An 18,672-nucleotide genomic window follows, 5' to 3' on the forward strand; every position below is an offset into this window, starting at 1 on the left:
TTGAACGAGGTGTCAACATGAATAACCAATGGAATAAAAAAATCTACAAATTATGGTCCCCGGTATATGATTTATTTTTCAACAAAGGTCCATTCCTTCAAGCAAGAAAAAAGATTTTTCAAGACATGACTTTCACCAAAAACCAAAAAATACTATTCGTAGGAGTTGGAACTGGAGCTGATTTAGTTAGAACTAATAGAACACAAAAATTCAGAGATTACAGCTATAGATTACTCTGATGATATGCTTAATAAAGCAAGAAATAAATTCAAAAATACCTCAATAAAATTTATAAAAATGGACGCACAATCGATGGATTTTCAGGATAACCAATTCGATTTGGTAATTGGAAGTCTTGTTCTTTCTGTTGTTCCAAACCCTGATAAATGCCTGGAAGAAATGATTAGAGTGGTAAAACTAAGCGGAGATATTCTGATTTTTGATAAATTTGTGCCTAAAGACAAAGAACTTTCTAAACTTAAAAAAGCAATTAGGCCACTCGTTCGATTATTAGGAACCGACATTGGCATCAACTTTGAAAGACTATACAACAAAAACAAAAAAATGATAATCATTAAAGAAGATAAATCTCTGATGTTTAATGGAATGTATAGAAAAATTATGCTTAAAAAAAATGAAGAAGCATGAAAAATGATACTTGTTGTTCAGAGCTAATAGATGTGCTAGTACGGTCTATGTGCTTGTATAAAGAATAATCAAGAGGTGCAAATAATGCTAACTAAAGAACAATTACTTCAAATTAAACAGCTTCAGGACGTCTGCGAAAAGGAGGGCGGATTTGAGCTGAAGTTAAATTTCGATATGCTTGAAAATCGTGACGAACATAACAAGGAAGACTTCTTTCATTATGAGGATGGCCAGCTTGTTGGTTTTGTGGGCAGCTACGGGTTTGGCAATAAAGTAGAATTGACGGGAATGGTGCACCCAGATTACCGACGGAGAGGGATATTTTCTAAATTATTTAAGATCGCAGTGGACGAGGCAAAAGCGCGAAACGCAACGACTATTTTGTTAAATGCGCCAACCAATTCCACAACGGCAAAAGAGTTTTTGAAGAACATTCCCTGCACCTTTTTGATGGCAGAACATCAAATGAAATGGCACCAAACCGAGTTGCATGTTGATTCTAATATCACGGTAAGACCTTCCACTTCAACTGAAGACATGGAAGCACAAATACAGCTTGAAGTTTCTTGCTTTGGATTTACTGAACAAGAAGCGCGGGAATTCAATCTACGGATGAGGAAGCATAACAGTGAAGATATGTACATCATAGAAGCAGAAGGAAAAATAGCAGGGAAAATTCGTGTATCCGAAGATAACGGCGAAGCTTGGATTTACGGATTCGCTGTCTTCCCTGAACTCCAAGGAAAAGGCATCGGCAGAAAAGCCCTATCCAAAGTCGTAAAAGTAGAGAACAAAAAAGGCCTCCCAGTCTTCCTAGAAGTCGAAGCCAAAAACGCCCATGCCCTCAAACTCTACGAAACTTGCGGCTTCAAAGTCTACCATTCGCAGGATTACTATAAAATGTGAGAGACAGAGGGACGGTTCTCGTGGTTCATTTTGCGATGCAACAGAACCTTCTCCTGGATCAACGGAGGAATCCCATGAAAAAGTGGTTAGTAATTATTATTATTGGACTCATCATAGTCACTCTTGGTGTCCTAGCTTTCAACAGTAAATTCTATTATCCGGAGCTGCCTGTTGAGTCCGTTAGTAAAAAAGAAGTCTTGCAATCTATTGAAAACGCTACAGAGCCAATCGTAAAAATAGCGAATGAAAAAAGCTATGAATGGTTCATAACAAGAATGGAGCAAGGACAAGGCCGTTAAAATCTTAAGCAAATGATAAGTGAAAAAGGTTGGGTTTTTGAAATGCAAGAAGGAGCTGGTTATTTTTTTGAAAAAAATGAGCAGACGCTAATTGTAGAAACACGGATGTGGACAGGTAACTATGTGATTGTGCAAGTGCCTGAAGGGTGGAGGGAGTAAATTTTTTGAAGGGAGTGATTTTACAATGTCGAAACAGATATACCTTGTAAGACACTGTGAAGCCCAAGGCCAACCGCCTCAAGCCGAGCTAACAGAAAAGGGTCTTCGGCAAGCGGAAGAGCTAGCAGGTTTTTTTGCTAGTAAGGAGATCGATCGTATTGTATCCAGTCCATTCCTACGCGCCGTTCAATCAATAACCCCTTTTTGTACGAAAACTTACTTGGAAATTGAAATTGATGATCGCCTTTCAGAGCGAATCCTAAGCACAGGAGACTTACCAGATTGGCTGAACAAGCTCAACGAAACCTTCGAGGATTTAGATTTGAAGTTCGCTGGCGGGGAGTCAAGTAAGGAAGCGATGAATCGGATTGTAAATGTGGTGGAGGAAGTGTGGAAAAGTGAGGCTGAAAACACCATCATCGTCACGCACGGAAACCTCATGTCCCTCCTCCTAAAACATTACGATCACAAAGTAGGCTTTGAAGAATGGAAGAAATTAAGTAATCCAGATGTATATTTGTTAAACGATCAAGATGGAAATGTGGAGCGGGTTTGGCGAGAGGAAACGGTAAGGGAACGATAGACTTTTATATAAGGAGAGCAATCATGATAACTTATCCAACTTTAGAAAAAGGTTCAACGATTGGGGTAACGGCTCCATCATCGGGTGTACCAGAAGAATTACATGACTTGTTAAAAACGGCAATAAGTCGCTTGGAATCGAAAGGATACCACACCATTAGCGGTCAAACTGCTTGGACTCAGGATAAAGTAAGGTCTGCACCTGCTAAGGTTCGTGCCGAAGAGCTTCAAAACCTAATGACCAATGAAAATATTAATCTTATCATTCCTCCATGGGGTGGCGAGTTACTCGTGGAGATGCTTGAACACTTAGACTTTGAAAAGCTGCAAAACAAGTGGGTGCTGGGCTATTCCGATATTAGCGTGTTGCTGCTGGCCATTACCTTGAAAACGGGGATAGCGACAGCTCATGGTACAAATTTAGTAGATTTACGAGGAGAATACGCAGACGAGACCACCGCGATGTGGGAAGCAGTATTATCCACTCAAAAGGGAGATTCTGTTTTACAACATTCCTCTGAAAAATATCAAAAAGAATGGCAGTTTGATAAGCCTAGCCCACATGTTTTTCATTTAACCGAAAAAACAGAGTGGCAATCCATTTCAAATGAACCGGTGACCATGCAAGGCCGTTTGCTTGGTGGCTGTGTGGATGTGATTAGACATTTAATTGGAACTCCATTTGGTGACGTGGCAAGCTTTAAAAAGAAACATATGCAAGGGGAGTCCATTATTTGGTTCTTTGAAAATTGCGAGCTAACGACTACCGACATACGTCGTACACTCGTGCAGATGAAGTTAGCTGGCTGGTTTGAGGACTGCGCGGGTATAATGTTCGGCAGAAGTGCTGCAGATACACCTGTAAAAGGCTATACCATAGAACATGTGTATCAAGAGCTTTCCGAAGAACTCAACATCCCAATTCTCTACAACATCGACTGTGGCCATGTTCCACCACAGTTAACACTCATCAACGGAGCATTTGCTGAAATCTCGATGAACCAAGGAAAAGGAACCGTTTTGCAAAGTTTTAGATGAAGCAGGGGGACGGTTCAAAAAACTTTTTCACCATAGTTTTTTTAAAACGAACGTTCGAACAAACTTTTTTGAAGTGATTGTCGCCCAAGAGATTCAGCTAGAAAAATGAAATCAACTTTTAAAAATGATTTATTAAAATAATGTCAACAAAGGGGATATGAGAGATGGAACTATTTAAAACCCAGTACGACTGGATTAAACATACGAGAGAAACGCTCTTTCAATATTGCGAAAGCATGGAACACGCTGATTATGTCAAGAAACTTGATAGCTTTGCCGGGGATTCTGTTCGCGATCTGCATGTGCATGCGGCTGACTGTTATCATTACTGGCTCGGTAAACGAGCACTTGGGAAAGAGTTACCCAACCTCGAACCAGAGAGCGTCAACAGTGTAAACGAGATGAGAGAGCTTTTCGTCAAAACCGATGACCTCGTGGAAGAATTTTTACGAGAATATCAAGGCAACTGGGACCACGCCATCCCTGTCACCTTCAAGAGCGGCGAAACTGCATCGTTCACCACGCTCTGGCTGTTCACCCACACCACCACCCATGAATTTCATCATAAAGGGCAGATTGTGAAAATTGGTCGCCAGCTTGGCTACACGCCGCCCGATACGGATTTGATTGACCCGAGGCTGGTGAAGGAATAGCTAGTGCAAGTTGTTGGGGGAGGCATTTATTTTGCGTCTCGCACGTATTTTTTGCGTATGACGAAAGGTGACAATCAAGCCGCAATAGAGTGACCATCTAAGTCCACTTTCGCCCATTGACACACCATGCAAAATCATATAGAATAGTCCCAATATTCAATACGGAAACAAAGGCTAGGAAGAGAAGAGTAGTTTGGGTGCATTATTTTCAGAGAGCCTCGGGTGGTGAAAAGGGGTAATAATGGTCTTAATGAAAAAAGTCTCGGAGCTTCGCACGGATCTAAGGGAACTTAGTGATGCTGCGACGGGATCTCCCGTTACAGAGATAGGGTATACTCCATGAACGAATGGACGTACCCGAAGAGGTTGGTATGGTGACATATCAATAAACTGGGGTGGTACCACGGAGTGATAAACTCTCGTCCTCAAGATGACAAGTCTTGGGGGTGAGAGTTTTTTTGTTGTCTTTTTAAAGCACTTTTCTAAAAGATTGTTGCTATTAACCAGGAAAAAGTCGGCTTTAAGACTTTTTCCAATCATTATGCGAAGAAAAATTGCCACATGTTTAAAACTCCCTACACGAAAAGAGCACGACAGCAACGTTGATTACGGGTGGCTTAACTATACGCAGTAGCAACAAAGTTTGCGAAAATAGCCTTTTTATAAAAATTAATGGAATGGAGCGAGAAAAATGAGAAATGAACAAACGGAAGGCAGATTAGAAAAATTAGAAGCATTAAGGACGCAGGAAATCGAGGTGTACCCTGAAAAATTTCATGTAAATTGTGACCTTGAGGAAGCAGCAAACCTCGCCGATGGCACACCAGAGGTACGAGTGGCAGGAAGAATGATGAGCATTAGAAGCTTCAAAAGCTTAACTTTTATCACCATTTCTAACATCCAAGGCAGCTTGCAGCTTTTACTCAAAAAAGGAGAAATAGGGGAGGAAGCATTTCAACAGTTTCATCAATTTTACGATATTGGCGATTTTATTGGAGTGGAAGGACTAATGTACACCACTCAAACCAATGAAAAAACGCTGCGCATCCAAAGCTATGTATTTCTGGGCAAAGCATTGCGCAGTCTTCCTGAAAAATGGCACGGGATAAGCAATATCGAGCTTCGCTATCGCCAGCGATATTTGGATGTGATGATGACAAAAGAAACGCAAAATCGCATGCTAGCCAGGAGTAAAATGGTAAGAGCCATTCGTCATTTTTTTGAAGAGAAAGGGTTTCTGGAGGTCGAAACACCAGTTTTGCAACACACATCATCCGGTGCACTGGCTAAGCCCTTTAAAACGTATCACAACGCACTGGACACAGAATTGAATCTCCGAATTGCGCCAGAAACCTATCTCAAAAGACTAATTGTTGGTGGCTTCACCAAGGTTTTTGAGCTAGCTAAATGCTTTCGCAACGAGGGTATCAGTCCACAGCATCTTCAGGAATTTACGATGGTTGAGGGATATGCGGCCTATTGGAACTATGAGGACACGATGTCATTGATGCGGGAGATGGTTCTATTTTTACTGGAGCAGACCTTTCAAACCACCACGATTGAACTCGACGGGCAACCAATTGATTTTTCGGAACCGTGGGAAGTCGTATCATTTCGGGAGTTGATCCTAAAAGAAACGGAAATTGATATCGATCTGTATCCCGATGTGAGCGAGCTTTGTGAGGAGGCAAAACGAAGGGAAATCGAGCTGGATTATGAGGAAGCGGAAACGCTAGGAAGAGGCAATTTCATCGATTTGCTTTACAAAAAAACGTGCCGCCCGCAACTTGTGAGGCCGACATTTTTGGTGCAGCACCCGATTGATTTATCCCCGCTTGCAAGGGCGAATGATGAAAATGCTAGTTTAACAGACCGTTTCCAGCTTGTGGTGAATGGGGCGGAAATTATAAATGCATACTCCGAATTGGTGGATCCCCTAGAACAAAGAAGGAGGCTAGAGGCACAAGCTAGCTTGAAAAGTGGTGGCGACCTCGAGGCGATGGAATTCGATGAGGATTATCTTACTGCGATGGAGTATGGCATGCCACCGATCTCTGGCTGGGGCTTTGGGATTGAGCGGTTGCTGATGGTCCTAACGGATTGCGACAATATTAAGGATTGTGTGCTGTTTCCGTTGATGCGGAAGGGGTAGAGAGGCGTTTTGGTAGCTTCGGGGTTGGGGGTTGGCGTTTATTTTGCCGGTTAGCCTCGTTATTTTGCAACTTCCATGATTATTTAGCTACTTTCATGATTATTTTGCCAAGATATCTATTAATTTTGCTACTTTTCTCGTTTTTTTGCCAATCGACGGTTTTCTTCAATTTTCGCAACATTATTGAAGGGAAAATAGCTAGCTTTACCCCGTTCCACTAACTTGTAAAAATATCAAAATATAATATAAATTTATTGAAAAACAATAAATATCATGCTAAATTCAAGTTATCACGATTAAAGCGAGGTGCTATTTATGAAACATGGTTCCACCCTCTTTTTGAAAATAGCGGTTTTCTTAATAGGAACACCGGTATTGGTGTTAAGCATCGTTGGAATAATTTCATTGTTGAATAACCCGCCAAGTGCAGAGTACGCGCCTATTCTATATCCTATTGTAGCGGGGATGCTTCTCACCACGATCCCGTTTTATTTTGCATTGTATCAGGCGTTTACACTTTTAAGTTATATCGATAAGAACGAGGCGTTCTCCCAGCTTTCAGTGGAAGCATTAAAGAAAATCAAGCTTTGTGCGATTACCATTGGAAGTGTGTATGTGGTAATTATGCCGTTCATTTATTTTTTAGCTGAGAAAGATGATGCGCCAGGTGCAATCATTTTTGGAATGGTTCCCATTTTTGCTTCCATCGTCATCGCCGTTTTTGGAGCTGTATTACAGAGACTTTTACAAGAAGCCATTGATATAAAATCGGAAAACGACTTAACAGTGTGAGGTGAATACGATGGCCATAATTATAAATGTAGATGTTATGCTGGCAAAAAGAAAAATGAGCGTCACAGAATTATCCGAGCGAGTGGGAATCACCATGGCAAACCTCTCCATTCTCAAGAACGGCAAAGCCAAAGCCATTCGATTTTCCACCCTAGAGGGGATATGCAAAGCGCTGGACTGCCAACCAGGCGACATTCTCGAATATAGACCCGATGAATGAGGCGGGGGATTATTCTATTATCTATAACAAAACGCTGGACTCACAAAGGTTCCAGCGTTTTTTGATGCTACCTCTTCCTTTTGAGCGGTCGGAACCGCCCCATAACCCTTGAAATATGCGTAATATTTTGAAATAATTGGCATATTAAGAAGGGTGTGTGTTTATTGAAGAAAGTCAGTTTATTTGTTTTGTCAGTAGGATTGTTGTTTGTGATTGTGGGTTGTACCAAGTCAGTAGAAAAAAATGAAGAGATGGTGAAGGGAGTTACTCAGGAGAGTTCTAAACAAACAAACCCCGATACCACCACTACCAACACAGAGGAAAATGGAAAGACAGAAGGGGAGTCAGAACCGGACACAAATGATAGCTTAAAAGAATTTGATGTCAAAAATTACTTAGAAGAGCATTACCCGGTAGAAAACTCTCACTATGTAACTCAAAATGGAGACTCAGGAAAGGCCAATTATACGGTTAACATCGTTGCTGATACGGAAGAGTATAGCGATGAAATGAAAGAGAAATTTGAGAACGGCCATACGAGAGTGTATGAAGAAATAGAAGTGATGGTTGAAACAGCGGAAAAAATAATGAATGAATTACCCAAAATCAATTCTAATCTACATATCGATTCCGTTAATTGGGTATCACATGATGGTGAATTCTCGGTTATGTTAACACAAGATTTTGAGAATAGTAGCTCACAGGTAGATACACAGGATAGCTTATCTCAGTATTCAAGCCAGCAAATTGAGTACGCTCGTGTTTGGCTGCTTCTTGGGCCAAATCAGGAGATAGATGAGTTGAATGTTACCTTTATCCCAGCTGGTCAACCTGTTAATCCGTACGATGAGACAAGTGCCACCTATCCAGAAACCGTCATTCAACTTGCAGGCTCTCGCTTAGTAGACGGATCGGTAACTTACAGCGGCAATGGAGATGGCACCATTAACGTGTACAAGGTGCCATTACGATTTGAGCAAAATGTTCCCGATGACCTTGATGAAAACTACATGCGCGAACTCACAACAAGCATGATCGAAAACACAGAACTAGTATATGTCGACCCAGGTGAAGAAAAGGAAATCATCAAACTAATTAAGTTACTTAGCATTCATCATTAAAAAGTGAGGCGGGGGGACGGTCGGTTCTCCCGCCCAACAAATGGTGATTGGTGAGTACGGCTTGGTGCCTGGAGTAAAGAGTGATGCAATAAATGTGAAAAATGATGCAATAACCGCGAAAAGTGATGCAATAACTCCGAGAAGTGATGCAATAATCCCAAAAAGTGATGCAATAACTCCGAAAAGTGATGCAATCATCTATCTATGTCCCCTCGGCAACCCCAAAATCGCCGCTGTCCCCCTCCAGAACAGCTAATTTTCTCTTTAATCCTAGCCTCTGACCAATAATCCTCCAATAACATCCCCCACGAGTCCGTCCGTGAGACAATTCAGTTGAAAAAATCCCTAAATCCAATAGTCAAAATAAATTTTCAAATAATGAACCATATTTTTCTATTTTTTGGTATTCTGAATAAGGAAGATGCTACTTTAGAGTTAGCCCACACACCATAAAGTAAGGGGGGGGAGTTTTATGGTCCAAAGACAAAGCAGATCTATCAGCACAAAACTATACCTAATCACTTTTATCAGTGTATATATCCTAATTAGCCTACCTGCAATGTTCGGTTTTGGCTTTGTAATTGATTGGGATCCTGAAGCAACACTTTATCAGAAGGTTAAAGGGTATGTCACCGAAGGGCTCTTTAGTTATGTTCTCTTTAAAATAGTCATTGCAAATGTGGTGGCGATACTTGTTAGTTTAGGAGTTTCTAAGAGGCGGCAGCATAGTGGAAATTAGCAAATTAGTTTTTTGTTTAAAGGGAGGCAATTATTATGAGGACACTCGGATTAACGTTATCCCTCCTATCTATCATTACAGTGTTTTTTCATTTTCCTTTAGGGGTTTTCATATTTGGAGCTGCCCTAGTAGTATGGGGAGTCGATAATCTGAAACGCCGTCAGAAGCTTTATTTTTACATATACCTAGCGTCAGGCTTTCTATTTATGGCTGGGGTTTGGTTGGTTGAAGGGAAAATTTAAGGATAGGAGCTACCAGATGATTTATATCATACGGCACGGTCAGACTGATTTAAATAAAGAACGGAGAATGCAAGGCAGAAAGGGGCTCCCGCTAAACAAAACGGGGCTTGAGCAGGCAGAGAGATTAAGAGAGAAGCTTAAGCACATTTCATTTAATGCCGTCTTTTCCTCACCGCAAGAAAGAGCGGTTCAAACAGCCGAAATTGTTACTGGCTTGAAGGTAACCATGGATGACAGGTTGGATGTTTTTGATTTAGGAGAGGCTGATGGTCTGTCAATTGCTGAAATGAAGCGATCAGGAGCCCTGCCAGATTCGGCAATTTACAAAGGAGTGGAGGATTCACAGGCTTTTGTGAAAAGAGTCTTCCACTTTATGAAGGAATTAGAACAGCATCACAGCAGCAATCGGGAGCAGAACATCCTCTTATCTGGCCACCGCTGCACAACAGGCTGCATGGGAGCCTATTTTGAAGGCATTCCCGCCGACGGTAACATACTAAAATACTCGTCTGATACAGGGAATTATAAAGTTTATGATTTTCGGGGCGGGGGGACGGTTCTACTGGGTTAAAAATGAGGGGAAAAGAGGCGCGATTGCAAGAATTGATGCACGTTGAACCTGGCAGGTGGGGAAACTAAGTGATTGATTGGATATCAATTAGGAAGTGTCGCAAAAACCTGGGAAAGTGTCGCAAAAACCTGGGAAAGTGTCGCAATAACCTAGGAAAGTGTCACAATAACTCAGAAAAGTGTCACAATAACCCAGAAAAGTGTCACAATCAATCCAAAAAGTGTCACAATAACTTCTGAGAATTATGAAAATCCCTCGCAACTCTCCTAACTTCACGGTGATTCATCATCGTAAAATGCCACCAATACCCCAAAAATAACAGAAAGTGTGGATAATGTAATGAAAAGCATTGAAAATGTGATCCAGGATTACTTTAAAGCTTGGAATGAAGGATTTGTGAGCAAAAATGGAGACAGTATTCGGAGTTTTATGTCGCGAGAGTTTGTTGGATACTGGGCTCACTCCAAAATCTCGCAGCCCGACCCCTACTATTACTCCTATGACCTTAATAGTGTACTAGAACAAATGAATGATGCCGAGAAATCCTTTGAAATCTACTCCATCACTGAAAGAAACGCTGCTACCGAAAAAATTGTAGTAGGAAGAGAGACTAATGTTATTAGCGGGCAGCCTTTTTCTGCACAGTGTATGGTTATTTGGCGAAAAGAAGGAGATCAGTGGAAGCTGCTGAGGGAATATATTGAGCTAGAGCGGTAAATTCCATTAAAACCAAAAAAAGAGGGGGCAAAGCATGTTGAATCATGAGATGTTTCACTCATTTCCGGTGTTGGAAAATGAAAAAATCATACTAAAACCATTGGAGCAATATCACTCGAAAGATCTTTATGACATTAACCATCCTGAGATATGGTCTTATATGCTAAGTCAAGTAGACGCCTTGGAAGATATGCAAAATTGGGTGGAGGCGGCAATAGAACTTCGCAAGAAAAACTTAGCTTTGCCTTTTATTGTAGAAATGAAAGGAATGAACAAAGTTGTTGGGACAACTCGTCTTTACGAGATTGATGCGAAGAATAGGTCATGTGAAATAGGCTCCACATGGTATGGAAAAGATTTTCAACGCTCCTTTGTTAACTCAAATTGTAAATACTTATTATTAGAGTATTGTTTTGAAAAATTGAATTTTGTTAGGGTGCAATTTAAAACAGATGAAAGAAATATTCGATCACAAAAAGCGATAGAAAGACTAGGTGCCACAAAAGAAGGAATTCTAAGGAACGAAAAAATACTAGCCAATGGTTATATCAGAAATACTGTCCTTTACTCCATTACCACAGAAGAATGGGGCAGGATTAAAAACGATTTTAAAATAAGGGATGCTCGCTTCCAATAAAATGAAACAATTTTCCAGTCCATCCGTATACAAGTAGGATATTAAAGGGAGGTTCTCAAAATGAAAGCAACAGAATGTCCAAAATGCGGAGCGAAGGAACTGGGAATAGGAATTCATTCAGGGTATGGTGTGATGTTACCGAAAAACAAAATGAGTTTAGGTTCTGATATTGAGTACACGATTTGCACCCAATGTGGGTTCATTATCGAAGGGTATGTGAAAAAGCCAGAGAAATTTAAAGATACACGTTATTAAAAGGTGACCTAAAGGTGGCGAGCATTCGGGACTATCGTTAAATTATGCTGGGAGTGGCATCGTTGGAAGAGTAAATCCTTAGCAAAAGTTGGGGGTAGCTCAAATGGAATGGTACTGGACATGGTGTGCCTTTACACTTGCAGCAGGCGCATTCTACAGCGCATATGAAGCAGACAAAAGAAGCAAAAAGCTAGAAAAAAGAATATAAGAATTGGAAAATAAAATAAGATAGATTTGGATTTTTAATCGAAAGGAAGTTTTAAAATGGAGGCATTAATTTCACTTGGAATATTATTTTACTTAATACCAATCATAATCGTTGCTCTGGTACTCATCTGGATCTACAAAATCAAACAGAATTCGGTTGTAATGGTTAGGCAAAATAGAGAAATTATTAGATTGTTGAAAGAGAGAAGTGGGGAGTAGATAGAGCGAGGCGGGGGGACTGCTCTTCAGGTTCAAATTGATGCCTTATAGGTAGAATCAAAATCACATTGTCGAGTGTCACAATAATTGGCGGAAGTGTTGCAATAACCGAGGAAAGTGTTGCAATAACTCATAAAAGTGTCGCAATAACCCAGAAAAGTGTTGCAATAACTTCCAGAAGTGTCGCAATAACCCAAAAAAGTATCGCAATCACAAGCTAGAATGAATGTTCAAGGCACTAAAATAGGGGAATATCAAATTAGATATTCCCCTACCCACTAACATCAAACAAAAACGCACCAAAAAAGTATTACTTACCCCTTATAAACCGTCCATTTCACCTCAGCAGGCGTTCGCTCTCGCATCGGTGGCATCTTATCGAAATACCCCAAATGCAAAAATCCTACCACCTTTTCTCCCGGCTTTACGTCTAACAGTTGATGCACTTTTGGATCATAGATGTGGGGATTTGTTTTCCACACTACGCCAAGCTGCTGTTCCCATGCAAGGAGTTGGAAGTTTTGAATAAGCGAGCTGACAGCGCCAAAATTCTCTTCCCATTGCTTTTGTCGAGGGTCCTCTTTCATGACGACAATGAGGAATGCTGCAGGCTGGCTAAAGTAATTTCTTCTGTTTTCCTGCATCTCGGCTGGGAAGGTTTTGACCAAGTTTTCCACAAAGCCCTCTTTCTCAGCTGCCGATACAAAGATAAAGCGCCAAGGCTCACGCAAGCCGTGATTTGGTGCCCACACCGCATCGTTTAAGAGTTTTAGTACGGTTTCTCCTTTCACTTCTTTATCTGTATATCCCGCTTTTATTGAACGACGATCGCGGATGATTTGTGCTAAATTTGATTTTTCCATGGAATCTTCACCTTCCGTTACCTTTAGGTTTATGTAGTAATGATTATCATTCTCACTTACTAATTTTAAACCATATCTATCACCATGTCTATGAAAGGTAAAAGAAAGTAATGCTGATTTATCGTAACCTGCAGCATCATAAAAAAGTGTAGAGAAAAAACTTCTCTACACTTTGATCATTCGGAGTTCAAGTACATTATCATGGTCTGTCTTATGCACTCAAAGTATTTGCCCCACCATCTACTCTCTGATCTTTACGTTCCAAAGCGCTGCTTACTCCAGCTAAGACGGAAGCCATCAATACCATAATTGCCCCGATCCAGGTAGTATGGATAAGCCCTATTGAGTCGGTAATGATGCCACCTAAATATGAGCCGATGGCAATTCCGGCATTAAATGCAGCAATATTTATTGCCGATGCCACATCAACTGCACTAGGAACAAAGCGCTCGGCTAGCATTACAACATATACCTGTAAGCCCGGCACATTCATAAATGCTAATAAACCCATTAAAAGAATGGTGATTAGTCCATAGATTTTAAATGGTGCGGTAAACATCAATACAAATAAGACGACTGCCTGGACTATAAACATATAGAACAAGGCGCGAATGGGATTTTCGTTGGATAACTTACCTCCAATCATATTTCCAATTGCAATCGTTATTCCATAAGCTAATAAAATGACAGCCACCGTTCCCTCTTTAAATCCAGTAATGTTCTGTAGAAGTGGTGATATGAAGGTAAACACGACAAAAGTTCCGCCATATCCTAAGGCTGTAATGATAAATAAAAGCAATAGTCGACCATTTGTTACAAGCTTAAGTTGATCTCCAAAGGTCGTTTTTGCTCCTTTTCGTAGATTAGCTGGAACAAGGATGCTATTGGCAATCAAGGCGATGACACCAATGATAACGATGGCAAGAAAGGCTGTTCTCCACCCAAATTGCTGGCCAATAAAGGTTCCAAATGGAACACCTGTTACGGTAGCTACAGTTAGACCTGTAAACATAATGGATATGGCACTAGCTCTGCGATTTTCCGGAACCAAATCGGCAGCGATTGTGGATCCAATGGACATGAACACACCATGGGAAAATGCTGCAATTATTCGTGCTACGAGCAATACCCCTATGGTCGTAGAAAAGGCAGCAATAGTATTACCAATGATAAAGACAACCATGATCCATAGTAATAATGTCTTGCGAGCCATATTTGATGTTAAAGAAGTTAAAATAGGAGCTCCAAACGTTACTCCTAAAGCATATAAAGAAACAGTTAATCCCGCTGTTGTAACTGGTATATTCAAATCATCAGCAATAAGAGGAAGCAACCCGACACTGATAAATTCAGTTGTTCCAATGGCAAAAGCACTTACTGCTAATGCTAGCAATGCTAGGGTGCTTTGCTTTTTACTCAAAGCCATATTATCGACTCCTTTTTTTATGGTTTTATAAATGGAAACATTCATTTCGGTTCATCATAATGGAAAAAGAAAGTATAGTGTGAACCGGCCGGCAAATGTTATTATGAGATATATAAACCATAATGAAAAGTACGCACTTTTAAGTTATATAGTAACTAAAAAGTAACATAGGTACTTTTTAGTGCCTGTAAGGAGGAGAACAAGTATGCAAAAAAAGAAGTACAATATTTCTGTTGAAGCGACATTAGAAGTCATCGGTGGAAAGTGGAAATGTGTGATACTTTGCCATCTAACTCACGGTAAATTACGAACAAGCGAATTAAAGCGCCTGATGCCAAATATCACACAAAAAATGCTCACCCAGCAGCTGCGCGAGCTAGAAGAAGATGGTGTTATCAATCGAATTGTGCATAATCAAATTCCGCCAAAAGTAGAATACGAGCTCAGTGAATATGGACAAAGCTTAAAAGGAATCCTGGATTCACTATGTGCCTGGGGTGAAAATCATTTAACGAAAGTATATGGAGATAAATTCTCTGTTTTATCAGATAGCGTGTTGAATGATCAGCTAAAGTAAGGGTGATTTATTTTTCCGCACTATATGAGACAGAAAAAAACCGATTCCTGTTATCTTTAAGGAATCGGTTTTTTAGGTTTAAACTTGTATTTTAGTTGATGCACTTTTAATTCTTACAACAACAAAACACCAACACGACAGGAATTCGTAGCCTTCTAAGATACTCCTCATCACTGGAAAAATGCTTCCTTTCAGGCGTCCCCTCGCGCAAAGCTTGTACCGAAAATCCGGCCTTAGTGAGTGCGGAAAAATAATGCTCGGTGGTACGGTGATATTTGACAACCGTTTGTTCCATCCAGGGTTCTTTTCTTTCGCCTTCAAGAAAGTAGTCATCCACCAACCAGTTTCCGCGCTTGTCACCTGTTTTTTTACTAGCGAAGCAAGAGGTAGTAAGAGGATGCTGAACGCTAAACACAAACTTTCCCTCAGCCTTAAGCGTTTGGTAAATTTGCTGAAACAATACGTCCACATCCGCTAGATAATGTATAGCCAATCGAGAGGTAACAAGGTCAAAGGTGCCAGGTGGATAGTAGTACGATTCCATTGTTTCGTGATGAATATTGCCGTTTTCCTCTGTCAAATGACGTTTTGCGGCTGCAGCCATTTGGGCAGATCCCTCGACACCTGTGTAGGAAGCGACCCCTCGTCCAAGCAATTCCTTGCCAAAAACAGCATCCCCACAGCCAAGATCTAAAATGTGCTGGCGTTCCACATTGCCAATAAGCTCATCCATAATTGGCCCTTCAATCGCGTTGTTAGGACTATCCGATCGCGCTCTTCTTTTTGAAAATTGCTCAAAAAAATCCTGCTGATCATATGCACTTGCTCCCCTAAATTCCATGCACCTATCTCCCCTTTTTCCATACTTAAATCTTTAGCCATTTTACCATAAAAATTGTAAATATTTTCAGGTGTAAACAAACGCATCTGGATTGCGTTATTTTATCGTACATGTCTTTCTAAAAACTGTTAATAATAACTGTAAAATAAGGTTTTAGGAGCATATCTATGTCTAACAAAAAAACGAAAACCATTATTTCTTTAAGTGTTTTAATCGTTCCATGGTTAACTGCCCCTTTTTTAGGGAAAAAATCTTTTGTCCGTTTTTTGCCTGTAGCGACTTTTGCTAACCTGGTTATAAGTGTTTTTTCTGTCATTGCGAATCAAAAAAAATGGTTTAAAAACAACAGTCCGTTATTTCCGAATGCGCCAATAGATTTTACATATATTTTAGGTTCTCACTTTATCGGAACGCTGTGGATTTTTAAGCTAACATACGGTTCCTTTCTAAAATTTATGATTGCCAACATCGTGTTAGATTGGTTTAATATTTTCCCATATGGTGGTGCATTGAAAAAAGTGGGAATCTTTAAATTAAAAAGGATGTCCCCAAGCATGTACTGGTTTATCACAGTAGTTTTAGCCGCTGTATTATATGGATATCAGTACATGATTGAAAAAGTAATTAGACAAACCAAGGGTACTCAACCAGAATTAGAAGGGCGAGAGGATAGCATTTTTTAATAGCTTTCCCGAATAACTACTATCCTAAAGGGCTTTATCTACGTCTTGTAGCTAGAGCCTTTTTTTAGTTAAACCAATCGATGTCAAAACACTCTAGTCAACTCTTCCCTCTAGACATGATATAATCACCCTTATAACCAAGAGGAGAAAAGAAAGGAAGATACATATGTCTATTGCCGTTATTTATGGAGGCACACGTGAAAAAAGCAATACCGAAATTCTAACAAAGCATGCGATTGAAGGAGTGGAAGTCGAGGAGATCTATCTTCGCAACTATTCCATTTTGCCGATTATTGATATGCGTCATGATGAGCAGGGCTTTCAGGATAGAGGAGATGATTACAATGCGGTCATTGAGCGGGTGCTACAGCACGATACGATTATCTTTGCCACGCCAATTTATTGGTACAGCATGTCAGGCGCGATGAAAAACTTTGTGGATCGCTGGTCCCATTCGATGAGGGATGCGGCTTTCCCAGATTTTAAGGCAACCATGGCTAACAAAGAAGCATACGTGATTGCTGTCGGAGGCGACAAGCCTTATATCAAAGGACTTCCGATGATTGAGCAATTCAAGTACATCTTTGAATTCATGAGCATGGAGTTCAAGGGATACATTATTGGTGCTGCAAATCAACCGGGAGATATTTACGAGGATAAAGCGGCGATGTTTCAGGCGGAACAGCTGCGCGGAGATTTGATTGGGTAAAGACAATTTTATATAAAGGTGCTGAAATGATGGAAGCTAATTTAAAGGAACATTTAAAAGAATTAGAAGAAAGTCACACAGGCTTAAAAGTGCGCAGAAGTCGTGAAAAGCTAGCGGAGATTCTTGCAGACGAGTTCTTTGAAATTGGCAGTTCAGGGTATATGTTTGATAGAAAAGAATGCCTTGAAACTGGAGTCGTGTTGACGGAAATGACACTACATAACTATGAAATTTATCCATTAGCACCGGATGTCGTTTTATCTACCTATTTTATTGTAGATAAAACCAGGAATCGCAACACGTTACGAAGTTCTATATGGAAACATATTAATGGCAGATGGCAATTATATTTTCACCAGGGCACCATATCGCCTCTGCAATTAAGCGAAGTTCTTAAAGAATTTAAGGAATAGGAGTGATTCCATGATAAAGCTCAAAGACTTCCATCACATCAGCCTATCCGTCACCGATATCGATGCATGCCGCCATTTCTATGGTACGGTACTTGGATTCCCAGAAATCGAGCGGCCGAATTTTGATTTTCCCGGTGCGTGGTATCAGGTTGGAAGTGCTCAGCTTCATCTGATTGAAAATAAAGAGGCCATGACACTTCGACATAGCGAAAAGTTAGACAGCAGGGATGGCCATTTTGCCATTCGTGTGAAGGATTATCATGAAACGCTCGCCTATTTGAAAAAACAAGGTGTGGAAGTACTGGACAAGCGCACCGGAAAGAGCGGCTTTGCGCAGATTTTCTGCATGGATCCTTCTCACAATCTGATTGAATTTAATGTAGAACAGAGTGACTTAGGGTAGGGAGCGACAAGGATGAACCCAATTTTAAAAGAATTCCCAGCAGAGTTTACAACAGAAAGGCTGCTCATTAGAATGCCGTTGCCAGGAGATGGTGCGGTGGTACATAACGCCATTCATACCTCTCTAGTTGACTTGCAGCCATGGATGATTTTTGCCCAACGCGAGCAGTCCCTAGAAGAAGTAGAGGCAAACATCCGAGAAAGCCACGCCCAATTTTTACAACGCAAGGATTTACGATTGCTCGTTTTTTTAAAAGAGACCGGGGAATTCGTGGCATCATCAGGCTTGCATCGCATCGATTGGTCCATCCCGAAATTTGAGATAGGCTATTGGGTAGATTCTCGTTTTAGCGGTAAGGGCTACATCACCGAAGCAGTAGAAGGAATCAGCCGTTTCGCATTTGATGAACTTCAAGCCAAACGTGTGGAGATTCGCTGTGACTCCAACAACGCAAAAAGTCGCGGGGTTGCTGAAAGAGCAGGCTACACACTTGAGGGGATTTTGAAAAATAACGACCGCGATGTAAACGGAGAGCTGCGGGATACTTGTGTGTATGGAATGACGAGATAACAAGAAGCACCAATCGAAAAGAGGATTGGT

General features: G+C 40.7%; 25 protein-coding genes, 2 pseudogenes and 1 other annotated feature. Of the genes and pseudogenes, 24 read left to right on the forward strand and 3 right to left on the reverse strand.

Annotation, left to right across the window (positions count from 1 at the left end):
* Positions 1-17: 17 nt before the first annotated feature.
* The 18 genes and pseudogenes from FIU87_RS02795 to FIU87_RS02875 all read left to right on the forward strand — a co-directional run bounded on the left by FIU87_RS02795 (position 18) and on the right by FIU87_RS02875 (position 11,731).
* Positions 18-648 (forward strand): annotated as a pseudogene (locus FIU87_RS02795) (class I SAM-dependent methyltransferase).
* Positions 649-732: 84 nt separating this feature from the next.
* Entirely contained in the window at positions 733-1,554 is an 822-nt protein-coding gene (locus tag FIU87_RS02800) for a GNAT family N-acetyltransferase (protein WP_152443181.1), read from the forward strand.
* Positions 1,555-1,628: 74 nt separating this feature from the next.
* A complete protein-coding gene (locus FIU87_RS21330; protein WP_253905493.1) occupies positions 1,629-1,853 on the forward strand; it encodes a hypothetical protein in 225 nt (74 codons plus the stop codon).
* 12 nt (positions 1,854-1,865) lie between these two features.
* Entirely contained in the window at positions 1,866-2,012 is a 147-nt protein-coding gene (locus FIU87_RS21335; protein WP_253905494.1) for a hypothetical protein, read from the forward strand.
* A gap of 25 nt (positions 2,013-2,037) precedes the next feature.
* Positions 2,038-2,595: a histidine phosphatase family protein gene (locus FIU87_RS02810; RefSeq protein ID WP_152443182.1), complete on the forward strand. Its 558-nt coding sequence runs from the start codon at positions 2,038-2,040 to the stop codon at positions 2,593-2,595.
* A gap of 23 nt (positions 2,596-2,618) precedes the next feature.
* Positions 2,619-3,632, forward strand: a complete 1,014-nt coding sequence (locus tag FIU87_RS02815) for a S66 family peptidase (RefSeq protein ID WP_152443183.1) — start codon at positions 2,619-2,621, stop codon at positions 3,630-3,632.
* A 164-nt stretch (positions 3,633-3,796) separates the two neighbouring features.
* Entirely contained in the window at positions 3,797-4,285 is a 489-nt protein-coding gene (locus FIU87_RS02820; RefSeq protein WP_152443184.1) for a DinB family protein, read from the forward strand.
* Positions 4,286-4,452: 167 nt separating this feature from the next.
* Positions 4,453-4,715: a binding site (T-box leader), on the forward strand.
* 261 nt (positions 4,716-4,976) lie between these two features.
* On the forward strand, positions 4,977-6,437 hold the full coding sequence (gene lysS / locus FIU87_RS02825; RefSeq protein ID WP_152443185.1) for a lysine--tRNA ligase: 1,461 nt from the start codon (positions 4,977-4,979) through the stop codon (positions 6,435-6,437).
* A gap of 315 nt (positions 6,438-6,752) precedes the next feature.
* Positions 6,753-7,229 carry a DUF2975 domain-containing protein gene (locus tag FIU87_RS02830; protein ID WP_152443186.1) on the forward strand — a complete coding sequence of 159 codons (477 nt, stop codon included), beginning with the start codon at positions 6,753-6,755 and terminating at the stop codon, positions 7,227-7,229.
* Positions 7,230-7,239: 10 nt separating this feature from the next.
* Positions 7,240-7,449, forward strand: coding sequence for a helix-turn-helix domain-containing protein (locus FIU87_RS02835; protein ID WP_152443187.1), 210 nt, complete (start codon positions 7,240-7,242; stop codon positions 7,447-7,449).
* Between the two features lie 716 nt (positions 7,450-8,165).
* Positions 8,166-8,570, forward strand: a pseudogene (locus FIU87_RS21340) (hypothetical protein); the annotation flags it as partial.
* A gap of 40 nt (positions 8,571-8,610) precedes the next feature.
* Positions 8,611-8,826: a hypothetical protein gene (locus tag FIU87_RS02845; protein ID WP_152443189.1), complete on the forward strand. Its 216-nt coding sequence runs from the start codon at positions 8,611-8,613 to the stop codon at positions 8,824-8,826.
* 216 nt (positions 8,827-9,042) lie between these two features.
* On the forward strand, positions 9,043-9,309 hold the full coding sequence (locus tag FIU87_RS02850; protein ID WP_152443190.1) for a hypothetical protein: 267 nt from the start codon (positions 9,043-9,045) through the stop codon (positions 9,307-9,309).
* A gap of 35 nt (positions 9,310-9,344) precedes the next feature.
* Positions 9,345-9,551, forward strand: coding sequence for a hypothetical protein (locus tag FIU87_RS02855; RefSeq protein ID WP_152443191.1), 207 nt, complete (start codon positions 9,345-9,347; stop codon positions 9,549-9,551).
* Between the two features lie 16 nt (positions 9,552-9,567).
* Positions 9,568-10,122, forward strand: coding sequence for a histidine phosphatase family protein (locus tag FIU87_RS02860; protein ID WP_152443192.1), 555 nt, complete (start codon positions 9,568-9,570; stop codon positions 10,120-10,122).
* A 339-nt stretch (positions 10,123-10,461) separates the two neighbouring features.
* Positions 10,462-10,839 (forward strand): nuclear transport factor 2 family protein, encoded by a 378-nt coding sequence (locus tag FIU87_RS02865; RefSeq protein WP_152443193.1) that lies wholly within the window; start codon positions 10,462-10,464, stop codon positions 10,837-10,839.
* Positions 10,840-10,873: 34 nt separating this feature from the next.
* Positions 10,874-11,476, forward strand: coding sequence for a GNAT family N-acetyltransferase (locus FIU87_RS02870; RefSeq protein WP_253905495.1), 603 nt, complete (start codon positions 10,874-10,876; stop codon positions 11,474-11,476).
* 60 nt (positions 11,477-11,536) lie between these two features.
* Positions 11,537-11,731 carry a transcription initiation factor TFIIIB gene (locus FIU87_RS02875; protein ID WP_152443194.1) on the forward strand — a complete coding sequence of 65 codons (195 nt, stop codon included), beginning with the start codon at positions 11,537-11,539 and terminating at the stop codon, positions 11,729-11,731.
* A 740-nt stretch (positions 11,732-12,471) separates the two neighbouring features.
* Here FIU87_RS02875 and FIU87_RS02880 read toward each other — a convergent pair.
* Both FIU87_RS02880 and FIU87_RS02885 read right to left on the reverse strand, forming a co-directional pair.
* Positions 12,472-13,020, reverse strand: a complete 549-nt coding sequence (locus FIU87_RS02880; RefSeq protein WP_152443195.1) for a nitroreductase family protein — start codon at positions 13,018-13,020, stop codon at positions 12,472-12,474.
* Positions 13,021-13,231: 211 nt separating this feature from the next.
* The gene (locus tag FIU87_RS02885; protein ID WP_152443196.1) at positions 13,232-14,446 is read right to left on the reverse strand and encodes an MFS transporter; all 1,215 of its coding nucleotides are present in this window, start codon (positions 14,444-14,446) and stop codon (positions 13,232-13,234) included.
* A gap of 205 nt (positions 14,447-14,651) precedes the next feature.
* Here FIU87_RS02885 and FIU87_RS02890 point away from each other — a divergent pair, with 205 nt between their 5' ends.
* Positions 14,652-15,023: a winged helix-turn-helix transcriptional regulator gene (locus FIU87_RS02890; RefSeq protein ID WP_152443197.1), complete on the forward strand. Its 372-nt coding sequence runs from the start codon at positions 14,652-14,654 to the stop codon at positions 15,021-15,023.
* Positions 15,024-15,129: 106 nt separating this feature from the next.
* Here FIU87_RS02890 and FIU87_RS02895 read toward each other — a convergent pair whose 3' ends face one another.
* A complete protein-coding gene (locus tag FIU87_RS02895) occupies positions 15,130-15,864 on the reverse strand; it encodes a class I SAM-dependent methyltransferase (protein ID WP_152443198.1) in 735 nt (244 codons plus the stop codon).
* 167 nt (positions 15,865-16,031) lie between these two features.
* On the opposite strand from FIU87_RS02895, the gene FIU87_RS02900 reads away from it, so the two are divergent.
* The 5 genes from FIU87_RS02900 to FIU87_RS02920 all read left to right on the forward strand — a co-directional run bounded on the left by FIU87_RS02900 (position 16,032) and on the right by FIU87_RS02920 (position 18,642).
* Positions 16,032-16,547, forward strand: a complete 516-nt coding sequence (locus FIU87_RS02900; RefSeq protein WP_152443199.1) for a hypothetical protein — start codon at positions 16,032-16,034, stop codon at positions 16,545-16,547.
* Between the two features lie 166 nt (positions 16,548-16,713).
* Complete coding sequence (locus FIU87_RS02905) at positions 16,714-17,256, forward strand: flavodoxin family protein (protein ID WP_152443200.1); 543 nt, start codon at positions 16,714-16,716, stop codon at positions 17,254-17,256.
* A 29-nt stretch (positions 17,257-17,285) separates the two neighbouring features.
* The gene (locus tag FIU87_RS02910) at positions 17,286-17,669 is read left to right on the forward strand and encodes a nuclear transport factor 2 family protein (protein ID WP_152446386.1); all 384 of its coding nucleotides are present in this window, start codon (positions 17,286-17,288) and stop codon (positions 17,667-17,669) included.
* 10 nt (positions 17,670-17,679) lie between these two features.
* Positions 17,680-18,072: a VOC family protein gene (locus FIU87_RS02915; RefSeq protein WP_152443201.1), complete on the forward strand. Its 393-nt coding sequence runs from the start codon at positions 17,680-17,682 to the stop codon at positions 18,070-18,072.
* 12 nt (positions 18,073-18,084) lie between these two features.
* Entirely contained in the window at positions 18,085-18,642 is a 558-nt protein-coding gene (locus tag FIU87_RS02920) for a GNAT family N-acetyltransferase (RefSeq protein ID WP_152443202.1), read from the forward strand.
* Positions 18,643-18,672 lie beyond the last annotated feature (30 nt).

The organism is Bacillus sp. THAF10 (genome assembly GCF_009363695.1).
GTDB lineage: Bacteria > Bacillota > Bacilli > Bacillales > Bacillaceae_I > Sutcliffiella_A.